The sequence below is a fragment of the Paenibacillus sp. MAHUQ-45 genome (assembly GCF_058133325.1).
Window position 1 is genome coordinate 302,699 of record NZ_JBYUPV010000002.1, and the last position, 18,318, is coordinate 321,016.

19 protein-coding genes are annotated in these 18,318 nt (G+C 44.1%); 13 read left to right on the top strand and 6 right to left on the bottom strand.

Annotated features, from left to right (window positions below; genetic code table 11):
• Nucleotides 1–78 precede the first annotated feature (78 nt).
• Nucleotides 79–987 carry a LysR family transcriptional regulator gene (locus AC3Y23_RS05030; protein WP_379196311.1) on the top strand — a complete coding sequence of 303 codons (909 nt, stop codon included), beginning with the start codon at nt 79–81 and terminating at the stop codon, nt 985–987.
• Between the two features lie 182 nt (nt 988–1,169).
• Entirely contained in the window at nt 1,170–2,426 is a 1,257-nt protein-coding gene (locus AC3Y23_RS05035; protein WP_379196313.1) for an APC family permease, read from the top strand.
• Nucleotides 2,427–2,540: 114 nt separating this feature from the next.
• On the opposite strand, the gene AC3Y23_RS05040 is transcribed toward AC3Y23_RS05035, so the two are convergent.
• Both AC3Y23_RS05040 and AC3Y23_RS05045 read right to left on the bottom strand, forming a co-directional pair.
• Nucleotides 2,541–2,714: a hypothetical protein gene (locus AC3Y23_RS05040; RefSeq protein WP_379196315.1), complete on the bottom strand. Its 174-nt coding sequence runs from the start codon at nt 2,712–2,714 to the stop codon at nt 2,541–2,543.
• 6 nt (nt 2,715–2,720) lie between these two features.
• Nucleotides 2,721–3,173: a MarR family winged helix-turn-helix transcriptional regulator gene (locus tag AC3Y23_RS05045; protein ID WP_379196317.1), complete on the bottom strand. Its 453-nt coding sequence runs from the start codon at nt 3,171–3,173 to the stop codon at nt 2,721–2,723.
• Nucleotides 3,174–3,593: 420 nt separating this feature from the next.
• Between AC3Y23_RS05045 and AC3Y23_RS05050 the strand changes: the two genes are divergently transcribed.
• The 7 genes from AC3Y23_RS05050 (at nt 3,594) to AC3Y23_RS05080 (ending at nt 10,468) form a co-directional block, all read left to right on the top strand.
• Nucleotides 3,594–4,346 (top strand): SDR family NAD(P)-dependent oxidoreductase, encoded by a 753-nt coding sequence (locus tag AC3Y23_RS05050; protein ID WP_379196319.1) that lies wholly within the window; start codon nt 3,594–3,596, stop codon nt 4,344–4,346.
• A 142-nt stretch (nt 4,347–4,488) separates the two neighbouring features.
• Entirely contained in the window at nt 4,489–5,241 is a 753-nt protein-coding gene (locus AC3Y23_RS05055) for an SDR family NAD(P)-dependent oxidoreductase (RefSeq protein ID WP_379196321.1), read from the top strand.
• Between the two features lie 399 nt (nt 5,242–5,640).
• The gene (hcp, locus tag AC3Y23_RS05060; protein WP_379196323.1) at nt 5,641–6,933 is read left to right on the top strand and encodes a hydroxylamine reductase; all 1,293 of its coding nucleotides are present in this window, start codon (nt 5,641–5,643) and stop codon (nt 6,931–6,933) included.
• Nucleotides 6,934–7,110: 177 nt separating this feature from the next.
• Nucleotides 7,111–7,788 (top strand): hypothetical protein, encoded by a 678-nt coding sequence (locus AC3Y23_RS05065; protein WP_379196325.1) that lies wholly within the window; start codon nt 7,111–7,113, stop codon nt 7,786–7,788.
• A gap of 239 nt (nt 7,789–8,027) precedes the next feature.
• Nucleotides 8,028–8,426, top strand: a complete 399-nt coding sequence (locus AC3Y23_RS05070) for an Imm10 family immunity protein (protein WP_379196327.1) — start codon at nt 8,028–8,030, stop codon at nt 8,424–8,426.
• A gap of 511 nt (nt 8,427–8,937) precedes the next feature.
• Nucleotides 8,938–9,468: a pyrophosphohydrolase domain-containing protein gene (locus tag AC3Y23_RS05075; RefSeq protein ID WP_379196329.1), complete on the top strand. Its 531-nt coding sequence runs from the start codon at nt 8,938–8,940 to the stop codon at nt 9,466–9,468.
• An 82-nt stretch (nt 9,469–9,550) separates the two neighbouring features.
• On the top strand, nt 9,551–10,468 hold the full coding sequence (locus AC3Y23_RS05080; RefSeq protein ID WP_379196331.1) for a poly(ethylene terephthalate) hydrolase family protein: 918 nt from the start codon (nt 9,551–9,553) through the stop codon (nt 10,466–10,468).
• 95 nt (nt 10,469–10,563) lie between these two features.
• On the opposite strand, the gene AC3Y23_RS05085 is transcribed toward AC3Y23_RS05080, so the two are convergent.
• Nucleotides 10,564–11,121: a TetR/AcrR family transcriptional regulator gene (locus AC3Y23_RS05085; RefSeq protein WP_379196333.1), complete on the bottom strand. Its 558-nt coding sequence runs from the start codon at nt 11,119–11,121 to the stop codon at nt 10,564–10,566.
• A gap of 199 nt (nt 11,122–11,320) precedes the next feature.
• On the opposite strand from AC3Y23_RS05085, the gene AC3Y23_RS05090 reads away from it, so the two are divergent.
• Nucleotides 11,321–12,043: a RibD family protein gene (locus AC3Y23_RS05090; RefSeq protein WP_379196335.1), complete on the top strand. Its 723-nt coding sequence runs from the start codon at nt 11,321–11,323 to the stop codon at nt 12,041–12,043.
• Between the two features lie 127 nt (nt 12,044–12,170).
• On the opposite strand, the gene AC3Y23_RS05095 is transcribed toward AC3Y23_RS05090, so the two are convergent.
• Nucleotides 12,171–12,437 (bottom strand): hypothetical protein, encoded by a 267-nt coding sequence (locus tag AC3Y23_RS05095; RefSeq protein ID WP_379196337.1) that lies wholly within the window; start codon nt 12,435–12,437, stop codon nt 12,171–12,173.
• 511 nt (nt 12,438–12,948) lie between these two features.
• Here AC3Y23_RS05095 and AC3Y23_RS05100 point away from each other — a divergent pair.
• The 3 genes from AC3Y23_RS05100 (at nt 12,949) to AC3Y23_RS05110 (ending at nt 17,070) form a co-directional block, all read left to right on the top strand.
• Entirely contained in the window at nt 12,949–13,656 is a 708-nt protein-coding gene (locus AC3Y23_RS05100) for a DNA alkylation repair protein (protein ID WP_379196339.1), read from the top strand.
• A 366-nt stretch (nt 13,657–14,022) separates the two neighbouring features.
• Nucleotides 14,023–16,347, top strand: a complete 2,325-nt coding sequence (locus AC3Y23_RS05105) for an S-layer homology domain-containing protein (protein WP_379196341.1) — start codon at nt 14,023–14,025, stop codon at nt 16,345–16,347.
• 99 nt (nt 16,348–16,446) lie between these two features.
• The gene (locus tag AC3Y23_RS05110; RefSeq protein ID WP_379196343.1) at nt 16,447–17,070 is read left to right on the top strand and encodes a hypothetical protein; all 624 of its coding nucleotides are present in this window, start codon (nt 16,447–16,449) and stop codon (nt 17,068–17,070) included.
• Nucleotides 17,071–17,091: 21 nt separating this feature from the next.
• On the opposite strand, the gene AC3Y23_RS05115 is transcribed toward AC3Y23_RS05110, so the two are convergent.
• Together AC3Y23_RS05115 and AC3Y23_RS05120 are read right to left on the bottom strand one after the other, a co-directional pair.
• The gene (locus tag AC3Y23_RS05115; protein ID WP_379196345.1) at nt 17,092–17,217 is read right to left on the bottom strand and encodes a hypothetical protein; all 126 of its coding nucleotides are present in this window, start codon (nt 17,215–17,217) and stop codon (nt 17,092–17,094) included.
• A complete protein-coding gene (locus AC3Y23_RS05120; protein WP_379196347.1) occupies nt 17,214–18,308 on the bottom strand; it encodes a GerAB/ArcD/ProY family transporter in 1,095 nt (364 codons plus the stop codon). Before AC3Y23_RS05120 ends, AC3Y23_RS05115 begins: the two co-directional genes overlap by 4 nt.
• Nucleotides 18,309–18,318: the final 10 nt, after the last annotated feature.

Genomic DNA, 18,318 nt, shown 5'->3' on the forward strand with positions numbered 1-18,318 from the left:
GGGCTTGACGAATGCATATCTGCTGTTTATGGTTAAGTCATTTGAGGACGAGCAGCTCCGAAACGGAGGAAACCGAACGTGAAATTACAGCAATTCAAATATGCGGTGGAGATTGCCAATAAAAGCTCTTTTAGTGAAGCCGCGAGAAGTCTGTTCATCTCCCAGCCCAGCCTCTCCAACGCCATTAAGGAACTGGAGGAGGAGATTAATCTCTCCATCTTTATACGAACCCATAAAGGGGTCAGTGTGACGAAGGAGGGAGCTGAGTTCCTGAGTCATGCGCGACAGATGCTAGAGCATTATCAGCTCATGGAAGAGAAATATCTGCACTCCAAGCCGGCCAAGCAGCATTTTTCCGTCTCCACCCAGCACTATACGTTCGCGATTAATGCTTTTGTGAATCTAATCAAGGACTATGGCGCTGATGAATATGAATTCACGATCAGAGAGACGAAGACCTATGACATTATCGAGGATATCAGAAGCCTCCGCAGCGAGATCGGGGTGCTATATATCAACACTTTCAACGCCCGCATTATCTTAAAACATCTCAGAGAAAACGATCTTGTCTTCTCTGAGTTGTTCACCGCTCGGCCGCATATTTTTATCAGCACTCAGAACCCGTTGGCTCAGCGGACAAGCGTTACGATTGAGGATTTGGAGGAGTACCCCTACCTTTCCTTTGAACAAGGCGACAATAATTCTTTTTACTTCTCGGAAGAGATTCTCAGCAATTTAGAGCGCAAAAAAAGCATTAAAGTGACCGACCGGGCGGCGATTGTCAATCTACTTATTGGCCTAAACGCGTACACGATTTCGACGGGGATTATTGGTGAGGAGATTCATGGCGATGATTTTATCGCGATCCCGTTGGAAGTGGAAGAGGAGATACAGATCGGGACCATCAGGCATAAGAATATGAATCTGAGCCGCCTAGGTGAGCAATATTTGGAAGAATTGCAGCGTATGGTCAAAGACCTGGTCTAGCGCGTGTTGAAGTGGTTTTGGCGTTTGTTTGCTTTAAGGTATAGCTTTTAGTTATGGAGTACGATAGTTATTGGGATTTACCCTATAGAGGAAGAGGCCGTCTATAATTTCTTGTACATGAGCAGCAGGCTGAAAGTTGTCTTTCGGATACTGAAGCTCGGGACGAGAAGGGATGGTTCAGCATGAAGAGGCAACATAGTGTGAAGGAGAAAAAGCTTGGCGTATGGACCCTTAGCGGTCTGATAATTGGCCCTATTCTGGGTTCGGGTATTCTGATGCTACCCGCTACCATCTTCGAACTGGTCGGGGAGTGGGCGATTATCGCTTGGCTGATCATTATCGGGGTTAGCTTGCTGACGGCTTATATTTTTGGAGCAATCAGTATCCGTTATCCCGGCGACGCCGGTATTGCTAATGCAGTGAACAGTGCGTTCGGGGGACAGATCAAGGTGCTATCTTCCTTGTATTTGATCCTGGGCGTGTCGGTCGGAGCGGCAGCGGTCTTACTGACTGCGAGTGAATATTTGTCACAGCTTGGGTGGGGAGACCCCTTCTATATCGGATACGGTTTGACAGCGGGATGCGTGCTGTTGCTATTTTGCAGAATTACTTTTGTCGGAAAAATATCGCTGCTGCTGTCCACGGTTTCTGCAGTGGTTCTGTTCACAGGTTCAGCCGTGAGTCTGACCAATCATTCTAAGAACTTTATTATTACGGATACTTTCCAGCCCCAATCCTTCGGATATGCGGTGCTCATTCTCTTCTGGGCTGTCTTCGGTTGGGATATCATCGGGAATTACACGAGCGAGGTGAAGGATATCCGCAAGACGACCAGCAGAGGGATAATCCTGAGCTTTATCGTTATTGCTGCTGTCTATCTGGTGGTGGCGGCGGCTATGCAGTGGAGTAACCTGGCCGGTGCTGGCGAGGGACATTCACTTGGAGGAATTATGTATCCGTTGTTCGGAGACCGAGGGCAGCAGATCATTGCCGGGCTTGGCGTCTTCCTCTGCGCCTCTACCTATCTACTATACGTAGGAGGAATATCGCGGCTGACCGCTTCCTTGTCAGGAGACAGGATTTTGCCTGCTTTTCTTGGACAACGTACGAAGCACAATACTCCTTATGCGGCCATTGGCGTCATCGGTTTAGTGAATGCAGCGGTTATTTTGTTCATGCAGCTTGGGACTTATGATATTAGCGTGCTGGTTCTGATCGCGAACAGCTTTCTGGGAATGAACGCGTTAATCGGGATTCTGGCAGGAATCAAGCTGCTGAAAAGCAGAGTGGTTGCTATATTGGGAATTATTCTGTCGCTGTTCCTGATCGCCGTCATCGGGATGTATTCCTCCCGCAGCTTGCAGTTGATCATTAGCGTTCTTTGTGTGTTCTTTATCTACAAGGAGTGGAGGAGCAGAGTAATGCGTTCTCAACACTAACCAGTACATATTCATGCAAAAGCGTCCTCTGCAAGCAAATGCTGCCGAGGACGCCTTTTTTTCGTTACCGTTTAACCTCTGGAGAGATTGCAAGTCTGGATGCCAGCGCCAGGATCATCTCTCTGTCGTCATAATAACAAGCAGAACACTGGGTTCGGACGCCAGCGGCTTACGCTCAATTAAGCTTCGTTTCTGCATTCTTGTCAGATGATGGGACAATCGGCTCTTGGACCATTTTATAGAATTAACCAGCTCATATGTGTCCCCATGTGACGGATCGTATTTCATTATCGATCAATCTGAAGACATGTTATCTGTCCGTTCTGCCAACTTAGTAATCAATTCAACGTCTTGATCTGTTAATTGATCAAGAAAATATTTGCGTACTGCTTTTGCGTATACGGGACGAGAAGCATCGACTGCTGATTTTCCAGAGGGAGTGATGATAACTTGAACACCATTGCCTGTGTCTAATGGCTTCCTTAGAACAAGTCCACGTTGCTCCATCCGCGTCAGATGATGAGACAATCGACTCTTCGTCCACTCCATCGAGTCGACTAATTCCTGTTGGCGAAGGACACCATTCCCTAAATCAACTAACCTGACTAATACTCCAAAATCACCCTCTTCTGATAGTCCTGTTTTCTCGGACAAGTCTTTTACTACACGATCCATGATTTTCTTATAGTTGGATTTCCACGAATACCATAGCTGCATTTCCTCTTCATTTAGCCAGTCTTTATCCATTATCACATATCCTTTTCATTTAGTTTCGTTATGACCCATAGGGAAATTATCACTAGCGTTGCAAAAAGGCTGAACGCATGAAGCTGTTTCATTCACTTGAAAAACGACTACATAGCTGGTCGTTTACGATACATCATACCGATTTTATTAGCATCTAAATCAAAACGATTCACTCTAACGTACGGAAAAGGATTCAGCACATGGACAAGGATACCCTATTTTTTTTATTTGGTAAATGGTCATTACCTATTCGGAGTTGATGCGTCAACTTAAATGTATTATAGTGAACTAACTACCTGGTTGACGCGTCAACTTAGGTGTGATATAGTGAACCCATCGCTAAGGTTGACGTGTCAACCTGGTGATAGAGCAGATATATTACAAAGATTGCACATTGCTGCAAGAAAGGATGGTACTACAATGCATAATAATCGTGTCGCCCTGATTACCGGGGCAAATCAAGGAATCGGTCTTCAGGTTGCAAAGGATCTTGTAGCAAACGGCCTCACTGTGTTGGTCGGATCGCGTAATTTCGAGCGAGGTGAGGCTGCAGCCAAGGAGATTGGGCCGGGTGCCATCGCACTCCAGCTGGACGTGACCGATCAAGCTTCAATCACCGCAGCAGCAGAGCGCATCCGCAAGGAGCTTGGCCGCCTCGACGTGCTCATCCAAAACGCAGCAATTTCAAATACAGGAATGGGTTCCATGTCCGTCCAGGAGTACGCTAAATTAACCCTTCCGAGCAACGTATCCTTGGATGAAGTACGCGCAGTGTGGGAAACCAACGTGTTCGGCGTCCTTGCTGTTTACCAAGCGATGCTGCCTCTTCTGCGCGAGGCACCGCAAGCAAACATAGTCAATGTATCAGGTGGCGTTGGCTCGCTGACCAATAACTCGGATCCGTCCTATGCCTTCCGTTCGTACTTCCGCCCTACCTACCCTGCTTCCAAAACGGCCCTCAACGCTATGACGCTCGCCATGGCGATCGAGTTGGAGTCGACTGGAATTAAGGTCAACGCAGTCTCCCCGGGCTTCACCAAGACGGCCCTCAATGCAGAGGGTACGCAGACCGTCGAGGAGGGTGCTTCCGAAATCGTGCGCGTTGCGCTGCTTGGACCGGACGGGCCAACAGGCACGTTCATGAGTGCAACCTTTGGAACGATTCCGTGGTAATCGGTAAAGCTTAAACTATACGGTCCCTAAAAATAAAAATGCCATAATTGTTGTAGCGAGTTTTGTATCAAGTTCAGTAAAGCTGACGAGTTAGATAAATTACAAAAAAATGCACATTGATGCATGAAAGGAAGGTATTACAATGCATAATAAACGTGTCGCCCTGGTTACCGGGGCAAATCAGGGAATCGGTCTTCAGGTTGCAAAGGAGCTTGTGGCAAACGGCCTCACAGTGCTGGTCGGATCGCGCAATTTCGAGCGAGGCGAGGCTGCAGCCAAGGAGATTGGGCCGGGCGCTATCGCACTCCAGCTGGACGTGACCGATCAGGCTTCAATCACCGCAGCAGCAGAACGTATCCGTAAGGAGCTTGGCCGCCTCGACGTGCTCATCCAAAACGCAGCGATCTCCAATACAAGACAGGGTTCCATGTCCGTAGAGGAGTATGCTAACTTGACCCTTGCCAGTAACGTGTCCCTAGATGAAGTGCGCGCAGTGTGGGAAACCAACGTGTTCGGCGTCCTTGCCGTTTACCAGGCGATGGTACCGCTCCTGCGCGAGGCACCGCAAGCAAGCATAGTCAACGTATCAAGTGGCGTGGGCTCGCTGACGAGTAACGCGGATCCGTCTTATGCCTTCCGTTCGTACTTCCGCCCCGGCTACCCTGCTTCCAAGACCGCTCTCAACGCTATGACGCTCGCCATGGCAATCGAGCTGGAGCCAACTGGAATTAAGGTCAACGCAGTCTCCCCGGGCTTCACCAAGACGGCACTCAATGCAGAGGGTACGCAGTCTGTTGAGGAGGGCGCTTCCGAAATCGTGCGCGTTGCACTGCTTGGCCCAGACGGCCCGACAGGGATGTTCACCAGCGCAACATTTGGAACGATTCCGTGGTAATCGGTAAACCATGATTGTTACATCAAGTGCATTCATGCATAAAAACAAGTAATTTGCGCTTCTGTGTATGAAGCACCTGTCTATTAACATCACATAATAGACAGGTGCTTTATTTATATTAACGAAATATGCAACAGTTATTAAAATACATATCATGTACAGCTTATTGGTTAACCAATAAAGCGCGCCGGAGGAAGGGACGGCCATTGCGATTGATCTAGCAACACTCAATGATAACGGGCCAACAGGCGGTTTTTTGATGATAAGAGTAAGAATGAGTGGACCACCAAAATGTACAAAAAAAGCTTGGATTTCCTGTGTGTGTAATCACACCTTGAGTCTGGACTCTTTGATACGCTGAAACGGACGATTGATTATCTATGAATGGAGGATAACGAGATGTTTTGTTATCAGTGTGAACAGACGCCGGACGGTGGATGTACTGTTGTGGGTGTGTGCGGGAAGAACGAGACGATTGCGAGCTTGCAGGACACGATGATTTTTGCATTAAAAGGTATTGCCGCCTACGCGACACATGCGAGACAACTGGGCTATACCGATCCTGAGGTGGACCGGATTACTCACGAAGCCTTGTACATGACCTTGACCAATTCCAACTTTAATGTGCAGGAGCATTTGGAAATGGCCATGAAGGTTGGGAATGCAGCGGTACGAATTATGGATGTGCTGGACCGTGCGCATACGGATCGGTTTGGTATTCCACAGCCTATTACAGTGAGCCAGAACAAGATTGAGGGGCATTGCATCGTAGTGACAGGGCATAACCTGTATGCTCTGGAAGAGCTGCTGCGGCAGACAGAAGGCAAGGGAATCAACATCTACACTCACTCAGAAATGCTGCCTGCCCACGGCTATCCGGCACTGAAGAAGTATAGTCATCTGAAGGGCAATATCGGGAAAGCCTGGTATGACCAACGTAGATTGTTTGAGCAGTTTCCTGGTGCTATTCTGGCGACTACGAACTGTGTGATGCCGATTAAAGGGACGTATGCAGACCGCTTTTTCTCTTATGAAGTAGCAGGGCTTGAAGGGGTGGAGAAAATCATAAGCGAGGATTTCACCCCGTTGATTGAGCGCGCGCTGTCGCTGCCGGTGGCGGATGTGGAGTCGGATCTTGTACTTACCACAGGGTACCACCATGAGACAGTGCTGGGGCTTGCACCTGAGATTATTCAGGCAGTCAAGGATGGTCATATCCGCCGTTTCTTCGTAATTGCAGGTTGTGATGCGCCGGGCAAAGGGGGAGAATATTACCGTGAGCTGGCGACCTCACTGCCGAACGATACGGTTATTCTAACCACGTCCTGCGGTAAGTTCCGCTTCAACGACGTAGATTACGGGACAGTGGGGAACACGGGGATTCCGCGTTATATCGATCTTGGGCAATGCAATAATTCGGGTTCCACTGTAAAAATCGCACTGGCCCTCGCCGATGCCTTCGGCTGCAGCGTGAACGAACTTCCGGTCAGTATCGTACTGTCCTGGTTTGAGCAAAAGGCAGTGGCCATTTTACTAGGTCTGTTCAGTCTCGGCATACAGGATATCCGCATCGGGCCGAAGCCGCCGGAATTCATCTCGGAGGGTGTGCTGGACGTGCTTGTTGAAATGTTTGGACTGAAGCTAATTACAACAGCCGAAGCAGATATGAACGCTATGCTGGCATTATCGTAAACGACTCTATCCACAGGGTAACCTGTGGATTTTTTTTGTCTATTAGAAAGGATATAATGATGTTGCCGATGATGGAAGGATTTAGAAGACTCCGCGAAGTGCTATTTATCGTTCCTTGTACAAGATATCGCTGCTTCTTCTCTTTCACCATACGAACAAATAAAGGAGCAGTAGTATATGAGTGAACAGTTTATTGAACTTAACTGGCATAATGATCAGCTTTGGCGAGGCTGTACATTTGCTGCTATAGCTCATGCTATCATGGTTGCTCATTTTCCCAAGTCATCCAATGAACACTCTTGGGACGGAATGAACTACAGTGTACAAGATAGTATGGGGACAAGAGGAACTATTACGTTTAGTCCTAATTATGTTGTTGCTGCTTTTCGTAACGATAAAAGCGAACGGGTATCAGCAAACAAGTTTGCTGAAGCAATCAATTATTTTCATGGCGCACCGATTGAAGTGATTGAACTTGCAAAAAGCGAGACTCTTCAGTATCTATTAGATGATATCGATGGTAACGTTAAACCACTAATTACTACTGCCTTTTGGGGAACCTCGATTAAATCGTATTCCTTGGATTCTTTAGAGGAACTTAATGATCATGGCGCTTTTTTATTGGAAAACCAGCTGATGGATTTTGAAAATTCACTTGAATCATGGAAGGAATACTATGATATGTCAAGTGAGCAGTGTGATTTGTTGATATCGATATTTAACAGGAAAGTTACTAATCCAAACGAAACGATTGTATTAACGAAGGAAGAAATCACCATGTTAGGTGATGTTGATCAAGAAGGGCTAGATGAAAGTGAGATTTCGTTTAAAGAAATTGGAGTGGATTGGGAGTAGAATGATATTTCACAATATAACGAAGGTACTGATCGACTCAGGTGTTTAAAATCGAGCCTCAAACTGGAACTATTATAATTCTTAAACAATCTGATAAGCAGAATTGGATTACTGAAATTGAGGATCGGCTCCCTTATCCATTGCCGTGTAATGAGACAACATTAATTATCAATGGAGACAGAATGGACAAACACAGAAGTAGGTCTGCAAACAATAAGAAGAGTTAACCGGAGGTAAAGATGTATACGACGCTGAATGCGGATTTTTTATACGCACAAATCGATGAAGAAATAGGTGTATTAATGGTTGGTTTTGCTGACAACGAATTTGATACTCAAGAGTATGTGCTTCTTCAAAAAACATTAAATCCTAGTGAGGATGATGTAGTAGCAGGGTTTGATAAGGTTCATATTACGTATAATGATGAGTTGCAGTCGTTATATGGTGGAATTACTAAATGTTATTTTACACGTAATCAAATAGAAATAACTCTGAATGAAGAAGCGACTGAGATATTAAATAGTAAACCTGTTATTGTTATTAAATACGACCAAAAGAATCTTGATATTAATCAGTTCCATAACTACCTTCTTCAACTGTTTTCTAGTGAACAGGATGTATACAGTTACGATATTTAATGTTATCTACCTTGATTGGCTTCGTGCCTTTCAAGGTTTTTTAGTGGGGCTGCCCAGCCCCGAATGAGCTCATTTCTCAACCAATCACATGTTTAACCCGCATAATACCGCTAGAAGAACTCTTCAATTCTTTTAAAGTTATACAGATGCACGAAACAGGTCAATTATGCTCAGATACTACCATTATTGTCTTTTTTGTTATCTTCGTTTTCTTACGCTTTTTTTAAAACTCATTCGCAACTTAACCGACCTTAGCAAAGATGATTACTGTGTTAGGACAATCTGGTGACGAACAGCAACATATAGAGGTATGGATACTTTTTAGGATAGCCGTCTTCTCTACTTGGTTTGATCGGCAATGCGAACTAGGTCAAAATAAGGAGGTGTTCTGCACTTTTGGCTGCGGTACAGCACTTTTTTTACGGATGAATCTTATGATTTCCATGACCTGCATGCGGGATACCGTTATAATAGTAAAAGATTCAAGAGACAGAGGAGCGAGATTATACCCATGACAGAGAAAACAGAGAACAAAACACAATTCCAGCAGGTACGAGAGTTTCACCTTGGCTTTAACTGCCCAGCCCCTGAGGCGCCGGAAAAGCTATCGGATAAGCTTGCGGTTAACCGGGCCTCTTTTATTATGGAAGAGGTAATCGAGCTGCTGCATGCTACTGCTGGAAATGACGAGCGCTTCGCTATATTTTACGAGGATCTTATGACCCGTGCAGCAGAGTCTTATCGCAAGCAATTGCAGAAACCCTATCCTGACGACCAGTTGATCGGGCAGATGGATGCGTTCACTGATATTCTGTACTTCGCCAATGGTGGATTCGTAGAAGCGGGTGTGGAGCCCGAACCGATCTTTAACATCGTTCACGCTGCCAACATGGGCAAAATCTTCCCGGACGGTAAACCGCATTACAACGAAGTAGGAAAGGTCATTAAACCGGACAACTGGGAGCGCGATCACGCGCCAGAGCCTAAAATCCAGGCCGAGGTCAACCGCCAAATTGAGCTGGGTGGAAAACGGTTTGAGTAGTTGCATGTAACATTGTGTTAACAAACACATAGTATGCTTATTTCCCAAACAACCATGTATATTTTAGTGGGGAGGGTGTTGTATGCTACAAATCAAGCGAGTGTTTAGAAACCGTTGGTTTCAATGGATCGCCAGTATTTTTCTGATTGTGATTATTGCGTTCTCCACAGTATCCTTTTTACTGGTGAACTCGGTATCTGCTGCTTATAAAACGGGGAGTATCGAGGAGAAGTATGCGTTACCCGGAACGTATTCAGTCCAAACGGTTGATATTACGGGAGCAAAGGGAGCAAAGCTGTACAAAGTCTATTACCCAGAGTCCAAGGATGTCAGACATCCATTGATTGCATGGGGGAACGGAACGGGAGCACTGCCCAAACAATATGATGCGCTGTTCCGCCACCTCGCGGGTTGGGGATTTATTGTCATCGACAGCTATAGCACAACGACCGGAACAGGGAAAGAAATTCTGGCCTCGATTGAATATATGTTAGCTGCGAACAATGACCCCAAAAGTCAGTTCTATCACAGAGTTCAGCCTGATCGAATAGGTGCGGCGGGTCATTCCCAAGGCTCCACGGGCGTCATTAATGCTCATACGAATTATGAGCGTGGGAAAGTGATTAAAACCGTTGTATCCATCGCGCTTCCGAAGCTGGAATTTTGCGAACCTAAGGATGCTTATGATACATCTGCGCTAAAGGTGCCATTTTTGGTGCTGAGCGGTACCCGTGATTTTATCATCTCACCTGCCTCCTCCAACAAGCTGGAGATCAGCAAAGCTAAGCCGGATCTTCCGGTAATGATGGCCATGGCCAAAGGGGCCGCACATACAGCCATTGAACAGGATGGCGGTCAGCATAGAGGGTATCTGACAGCCTGGATGAGATACCAGCTGATGGGCGATGCAGAGGCCAAGCGTGCTTTTATCGGTAAGGATGCGGAGATTGTCACGAATAGCAATTGGAAGGATGTCACTTCAGCCAATATGCAGAAATGATTCATTTGAGAACAGAAAACAGAGTTATGGAAAATGAGAACGGAGAGACCTGGTCTGACATGACATGGGTTTCTCCGTTTTTTGTTAATGCAACGCTAGTGATTTGAAATCAAAGATAGATTCTCTTCTAGTAATTTCCCGACTTGTCTGGCTATATGTTCACAGTCAGAATTGATTTCATCCATAATAAAGGATTCCACAATACCTAGAACGGCTGTGCTCAGGAAACGAATCGTAAGGTCTCGATCTTGAGTGCTATCTACAATAGGAATTTCTCCCCCGATTTGTTCCATAAGACAATTGAGAAGTTGTTTTCTAAAAGATACAGTGCTTTCACTTTTAAATAAGGCATAGAAAAAATCTTTCCTTTGTTCAAAGTATTGAAACCATATGATTGTACTTTCTATAAAATCAGTTGCGTTACTTTCGGCACAAGTCGATTTGAGTTCTCTGATTTGTTCTTGAACGATCGTATCTAATAAGTCATTTTTATCAGTAAAATGTAAGTAGAAGGTTTTTCTACTGATATCAGCTTTTTCAGTAAGAGTCTTCACTGTAATGCTATCAAATCCATCATGAAGTAAAAGTGTCAAAAAAGTGGATTGAATTGCTTTTCTGGACTTTTTGGTTCTTCGATCTAATTTTTCTTCCATATTAAACTCCGTTTCATACACAGTTTAGAATAAATGAGTATTACTACATGAATTAATAAATGTGGTAATTGTTTTGTTAATCATTCTATTTTAAATTAAATATACAGGAGAGTATTAATACACACAAGGATAGAAATTAATTTTTGTAAAAGATACTTTTTCTGTTAAGAAAACTTGTTGCGATAAAGGAGAGAAAAGTATGAATAGACCTCATGTTATTTGCCATATGATGACGTCCTTGGATGGAAAAATAGACGGGGATTATATGAACACAGAAGAAGCACAATCTTTGTATTTGAAATATGTAGAAATCCAGGAAAGCTATAATCCTAAGGCTTGGATGTGCGGCAGGGTGACTATGGAAGGGAATTTTGCCTTTGGAGAAAAGGTGGAATTTAAGGGGGGTATCACCTTATCAGTACCTAGAACAGATTTTATTGCTGATTCTCATGCTGAAAGATATGTAATTGCCGTAGATCCTAAAGGAAAATTAAGATGGACTCAAAACACAATCCCAACATCGTTCCAGTTAAAAGTGGAATCACATATTGTAGTGGTAATCACTGAGGATGTAGCAGATGAATACTTAACATATTTACGTGATTTAGGGATTTCTTATATTTTTGGCGGTAAAGAACAACTGGATTTGCATGAAGTATTAAGAAAGATTCATACCTTATTAGGGGCCCAGGAAATGATGTTGGACGGGGGAGCTTATTTGAACGGTACTTTTCTAAATGAAGGACTCGTTGATGAATTAAGCTTATTAATTACTCCAACAGCCGATGGGGATACAAGTACACAAGCCTTATTTGCCAAACCAGATTCTCTGGTGAAACAGCCAGCGGCACGATTTATACTAAGAGAAGTTCAAAAATTAGAGTCTAACGGCATATATTTGAATTATACAATTAATAGATAATATTCATAGCGGAAACCAATCGGGGAGTTATGGAAAATAAGAACGGAGAGGCCTGGTCTAACATGACAGGGGTTTCTCCGTTTTTTGGTGATTAAGCAATTTAGGTATGTACCAAAAAGTCACAACACTATTCAACTAACAAGGCAACCCATATAAATATTACATATAGGAGTATCGCTGCCGCTAGGGCGCTAAGCGGAATAATCCAAATTAAATGTGTTTTGAGTGGCTGCGCTATTATTTTCAATCTTTCTTTTGTTGGCAGTATGCCTTTATTTGCTTTTTTGATAATTTTGGCAGCTTGTTTTTCATCAATATTAAGAAGACTTTCCCATAGTTGATTGTATTGCTCTTGAACCTTATCTTTATCAGGACTTTGTTTTAATAAAATCATTGTACCCTCCAATTATTGAGGCTTCACTCGTGTCGAACCTTTACTGTTAGGATGGCTAACAATCAGAGCTCTTTTCATTTTACCAAAAAATTGAAACCAATATAAGCTTGAAAAAAATGTTAGTGTAGATAATACTTATTCTGATCCTTATCGATATGAAAGGACGGAATCAAATGCTTAAATTAGCTTCCTTTGTAGTTGAATTACTCCGGATTTGTATTTTACTTGTTTTTACTTTACTAGTTTTAGATGGATTGGAAAAGGTCGTCTATCAATCGATACTTGGCCAGCCGCTTTATCATTGGAGCATGGCATTGGGAAATATGATATTATTTTTAGTGTTGTACCGTAATTATTTTCAGTTTAAAGGCTGGTATAAATCAGAGAATAATAAAAAATTGAATAAAGTCTGGACAAGAAGTTTAGTTATAATCTCACTAGTGCTATTATTAGTACCAATTTGGATAAACTAGTAGAGGACTTATCTAGAACCTAAGGGAAGTGTTAAACGATGGATTTTGAAATGGTAATGCAGGAGCTTGAAGACCTTGGCAAGGAACGGACGAAGAAGATCTACCAATCCAATGGCGCACAGGAACCGCTTTTTGGTGTGGCTACAGGGCAAATGAAGCCTATTTTTAGAAAAACAAAAATAAATCAACCGTTGGCTGAGCAACTTTATGCAACAGGGAACTACGATGCCATGTATTTTGCTGGCATTATTGCCGATCCCCAAGCGATGACGGCAGCAGATTTTGAGCGTTGGATCGAGGGAGCTTATTTTTATATGCTGTCCGATTTTGTGGTGGCGGTAACGTTGGCAGAGGCAGATATTGCTCAAGAAGTGGCCGACAAGTGGATTGCAAGTGGCGATGAACTGAAAATGTCTGCAGGCTGGAGCTGTTATTGCTGGCTTTTAGGAAATCGTCCGGACGCTGAATTTTCCGAGAGTAAAATTGCGGGTATGCTTGATATGGTGAAAAATACGATTCATGATGCTCCCGAGCGCGCAAAATACGCTATGAATAATTTTATCTACACAGTAGGAGTGTCTTATGTGCCGTTCCATGATACAGCGTTGGAGACTGCGAAGGCAGTAGGTCCGGTTGAGGTTGATCGTGACAAGAAAAAAAGCAAATTTCTACTCGCTTCTGAACGCATTCAAACCGCAGTAGATAAAGGACAGATTGGTTTCAAACGCAAGCATGTAAGGTGCTAAGTGCTTGTTCGAAACCTGCCTATACCAATTAGAAGATGCCAGGAGTCTCCTGTGCGTCTTTTTTTGTTATCTTTGTGCAGAATCAGCTTGAAGCTTTAAGAAAACTCACCTGATAAAATAATTAAATTGACAAGAAATTTATTTTATTGCTACTATAGCAATAAAATAAATGATAATGAAAATCATTATCATAAAAAAGAGTCATTAAAGCGATATATCATGCTCTTTTTCAAAAAATAAGATGAGAATGATTATCCTTTAACGATTCACCTAGCTATTTGGAGAGGAGTTGTAAGCAACAAGGTTTAGATTTGGCAGCTAGAGATTGATTAAGTCAACTAGAATAGTGAAAAGGAAAGTGAAACGATGAAGAAAAGCAAGTCAATGTTTTGTAAATTTGTTTTGTTAACTACTGTGATGGCATCCGCGCTATCTATTGGATATGGAGAGAAAGTATTCGCTGCTCCTGTATTTAGTCAATGGGGAGAAGATGGCGAGGAAGAGGGGCAATTTAGCTTTCCGCAAGGGATGGCAATTGATCAAGAAGGAAATCTTTATGTAGCGGATACCATGAACAGTCGTGTGCAGAAATTCACATCAAACGGGCAGTTTTTGCAACAATGGGATATTGACGGAATGGTCTATGGAATGCCAAGGGCCATTGCGGTTGATCATAGTGGGCTTGTCTATGTGAATAATGGGCAAGGCAACATTCGGGTATTTCAGTCAGACGGCACTGAACGGAGACGTTTGATTGACAGGAATTTTCTGAATGCTGGCGTGTTGGGGATGGCAGTCGATCAGGAAGGTAACGTATATGTATCGAATGCCGGATTGCATCAGGTACGAAAATATGATCCGACAGGACAAGTTTTGCTGACATGGGGATCGCGTGGGGCCGGTCCTGGGGAATTTAATGCACCGTCGGGTATCGCGATCGATCGTGAAGGCACTATTTTTATCGCTGATCCAGGCAACTTCCGCATCCAGAAATTCGATACTACGGGCCATTATCTTGGACAATGGGGAGAGAAGGAGAGCGCCGAACCAGGACAATTCAGTTTTCCACAAGCGCTCACCTTTGACAATTACGGAAATCTGCATGTCATGGAGACGAAGAATTATCGAATCCAAGTGCTAGATCCATATGGAAAATCAATCAGGATGTGGGGCAAGGAAGGCTCTGCGCCTGGGGAATTTGAGGTTACCTTCGGAGTTGCCACCGACAATTTCGGAAATATCTATGTAGATGATTCCATGCTGCGTCGTGTGCAAAAATTCTCACTTACTTTGGAGAGCCCGCAAATCGTCACCACTTCAGACCAAGCGACTATCACATGGCCTGAAGTAGAGGGGGCAACGGATCTTGAGCTTGAATGGTCTACAGACGGAAAAACCTGGAGTAAACAAACCTTGGCTGCCAATGCAACGCAGACAACGATTCAACCATTGGCAGACGATACAAACTATCAGTTTCGCTTGAGCGCCAATTTTGGTCCAGGCTACAGAATGGCCTCCAATCTGGTGGCAGCCAGAACGGCTAGCATACCATTGCCACCTGAAACGGACACACCATCGGAACAATTGCCGCCAACGAATGGTGAAACAACGCCTCCTGTAGATAAAGAGGGCGAAGCGCCAACAAATAGTCAACCAACGCCTTCTACAGATAAAGTAGTCGAGGTTGGTTTTGATAAGATAACGTCAGCAAATGGTCAAATTACACTTCCTGTAGGTAAAATGGGTGAGGTTAGTCTCGAGGATATGATCAGGCTCTCCATTCCAGCCAATGTAACAAATAAAGAACTGAAATTATCGATAGAGAAAGTCCTAAACCCGCAAAATCTTCTAAATAATAAAGAAATTCTGGGTAGCTCGATATTTGAAGTTCTGAAAAACTTCCCTGAAAACTTGAGTAAACCGGTAACGATAACTCTAGCATTTGATCCTGTAAGTCTGAAGAGTAATCAAACAGTGAGTGTCTTCCATTATGAAGATGAAAAGAAAGCATGGAAGGCTGTCTCTGGCGCTAAGATCAACGGTAACCGCATTAGTGTGGAAGTTAATGAACTTGGGAAGTTTGCGATATTCGTCGTAGATCAAGCTACGGGTCTGCCGGTAACGAGTCACAGAGCGGAAATGTCAACAGAAGCTAATATTAGCGATATCTCTGGGCACTGGGCCGAAGCGGACATCAAGCAAGCAATCAGTAGTGGAATCGTCATGGGGTATCCGGATGATACATTTAAGCCGAATCATGCTGTGACACGTGCGGAATTTACTGTAATGCTGATGAATACGTTGAAGCTGCAAGAAGCAGGAGTGACATTGAGCTTCACAGATGCTGCCGAGATTGGAGCTTGGGCGCAGAAAGCGGTCGCGCAAGCGTTGCAAGCTGACATCATTAAAGGTGATAATACCGGCTCATTCCGTCCGAATGCAGAAGTTACTCGTGCTGAGATGGCAGTGATGATAGCTCGCGCTATGAGCTTGTCTACCGAAATTAATGACGCAACTGACTTCGCAGATGACAAGGATATTCCTGTGTGGGCGAAAAGCAGTGTTGCTAATCTGAAGCAAGCTGGTATTATCAGAGGTAAAGGCGGAAACCAATTCGCTGCTCAAGATCATGCAACGAGGGCTGAAGCCGTAACGGTTCTACTGAAAATGTTGGTTCAAAAGAGCAAGTAAAGCAAAAACTATAAACTTGGACGGTCCTAATGGACCTTCTAAGTTTATTTTGCATTCGGTCGTACCTAAAATCAATGCAACTCTAAAGGAGAACAACAGATGACCATAATCGATAAACTAGCAACCTTACTCAATCGCAAAGACGAAGGTCCTAATCAGGAATTGGCGAAATATATTGCCGACCGAGAGGATAAGGAGGCTGTGAAGGAACTTGTTGATAACTTGCATAACAGCGACAAGAACATCCAAAGCGATTGCATTAAAGTTCTCTATGAAATCGGTGAAATAAAACCGTCTTTAATTGTTGAATACAACAAAGAGTTCATAACATTACTTGATCATAGGAACAATCGACTTGTCTGGGGGGCTATGACTGCACTAGATGTGATAACGCTTGAAAATCCAGCAACCATTTATTCATCACTTGCAAAAATTGTTGATATTGCTGACAAAGGATCGGTGATCACCAAAGATCGCGCAGTAAATATCCTGATTAAACTTTGTTCTATCGAACAATATGCTGATAATGCATTCAACCTACTCATTGAACAGCTTAAGAAATGTCCGACCAATCAACTTCCAATGTATGCGGAGAATGCGATATCCATTATTAACGGTACAAACAAAGGCGTATTCATAAAGACGTTGAGCTCACGACTCGACGATATTGAAAAGGACACAAAGCGAAAACGAGTGGAGAAGCTGATTAAGAAATTGAGTTGATCCTTGAGATCAGCTCTTTTTTTATTTTTTCTTTTTGAACCATGTAATCATCGACAACAGCAGCGCTAACACAATGAACATGATGGAGATTGCCCAAGGATGCAGAAGGATCACATGAGACTGCCAAGGCCACAGGTATCCTTTCATAGTGTTGTCCCCACTTTCTTGCGAAGCCAGGTGACCATCAACAGAATAGCCGGAACGACGAGAAAGAGGGGAATCCATAAGTTGTAAGGAAGGATTCGGGTCCCCACGAAGATGTGGTCAGACACATTTTGCGCCATATTGTTACCAATCCATAGTGTGATTACGGCGACGATAAGAATCGGCAGACGCAGTGTTTTGGAGGAGGTAAGCTTCTGGATAGCCAGAACAGCAGCCATCAGATGAAGGGACATTTTTAAAAAGATGGTTGTCATAAAGTACATCACACCCAGGGCATCGAGGTTATCCAGAAAATCACTGATGCTAAGCTGTTTCAGCAGCACCAGCAGCGGATAGATATTGCGCTGGAAGACGCCTTCACCCAGCACCATAATTGCGAACATATCAAACAAGGCGATAGTAACGCCAGTGACCAGCACGGCAATGATATTTATTTTGGCAAGTTGCCCCGGTTTTCTCAGAAAGGTCCACAACATCGCGAATTCGATGGTTTCGCCGAAGGTCTGCAGAATGCCAAAGGGCCAGACCGTCTTCCATACTCGCCCCCAGCCTTCTCCCAAGAGGGGCTGAAGATTGTCAAAATGAACACTTCTGGAACCCAGTAGTAGAAGGATCTCTACAACGAAGAAGAAAAATATAATCGGGAAAAGCAGCCCTGCGAGCCGAAAGATAACTTCGACACCACTGGATAACAAATATATAATAACGAGCATCATGGAGCCAAGGATGACCCATGTAGGTGTACCTGGCAGCAGGGTGAGCGGAACAAGCTCCTTCAGATCGCTAATTCCTCGTCCAGCATCATAAATAAACAGCATCGGATAGAACCAGGCAATCGGGATACCCAGCCAGGGACCAAATTGCTTGGGGAACCATTCAACCAAGGATAATCCCGGCATCATGTTCATAAGAGCAGTGTAGCCCAGGATCATGAACATTCCAATAAAAGCGGAGAGCAGTATCGCAATCCAGGCATCACGTCCGGCAGGAGAGGCGAACCCGAAGATTACTGTCGTTCCAAGCTGAAACAACACCGTAGTGGCAAACAGCTGATACCCCGATACCCTGACCATCCTGATACCC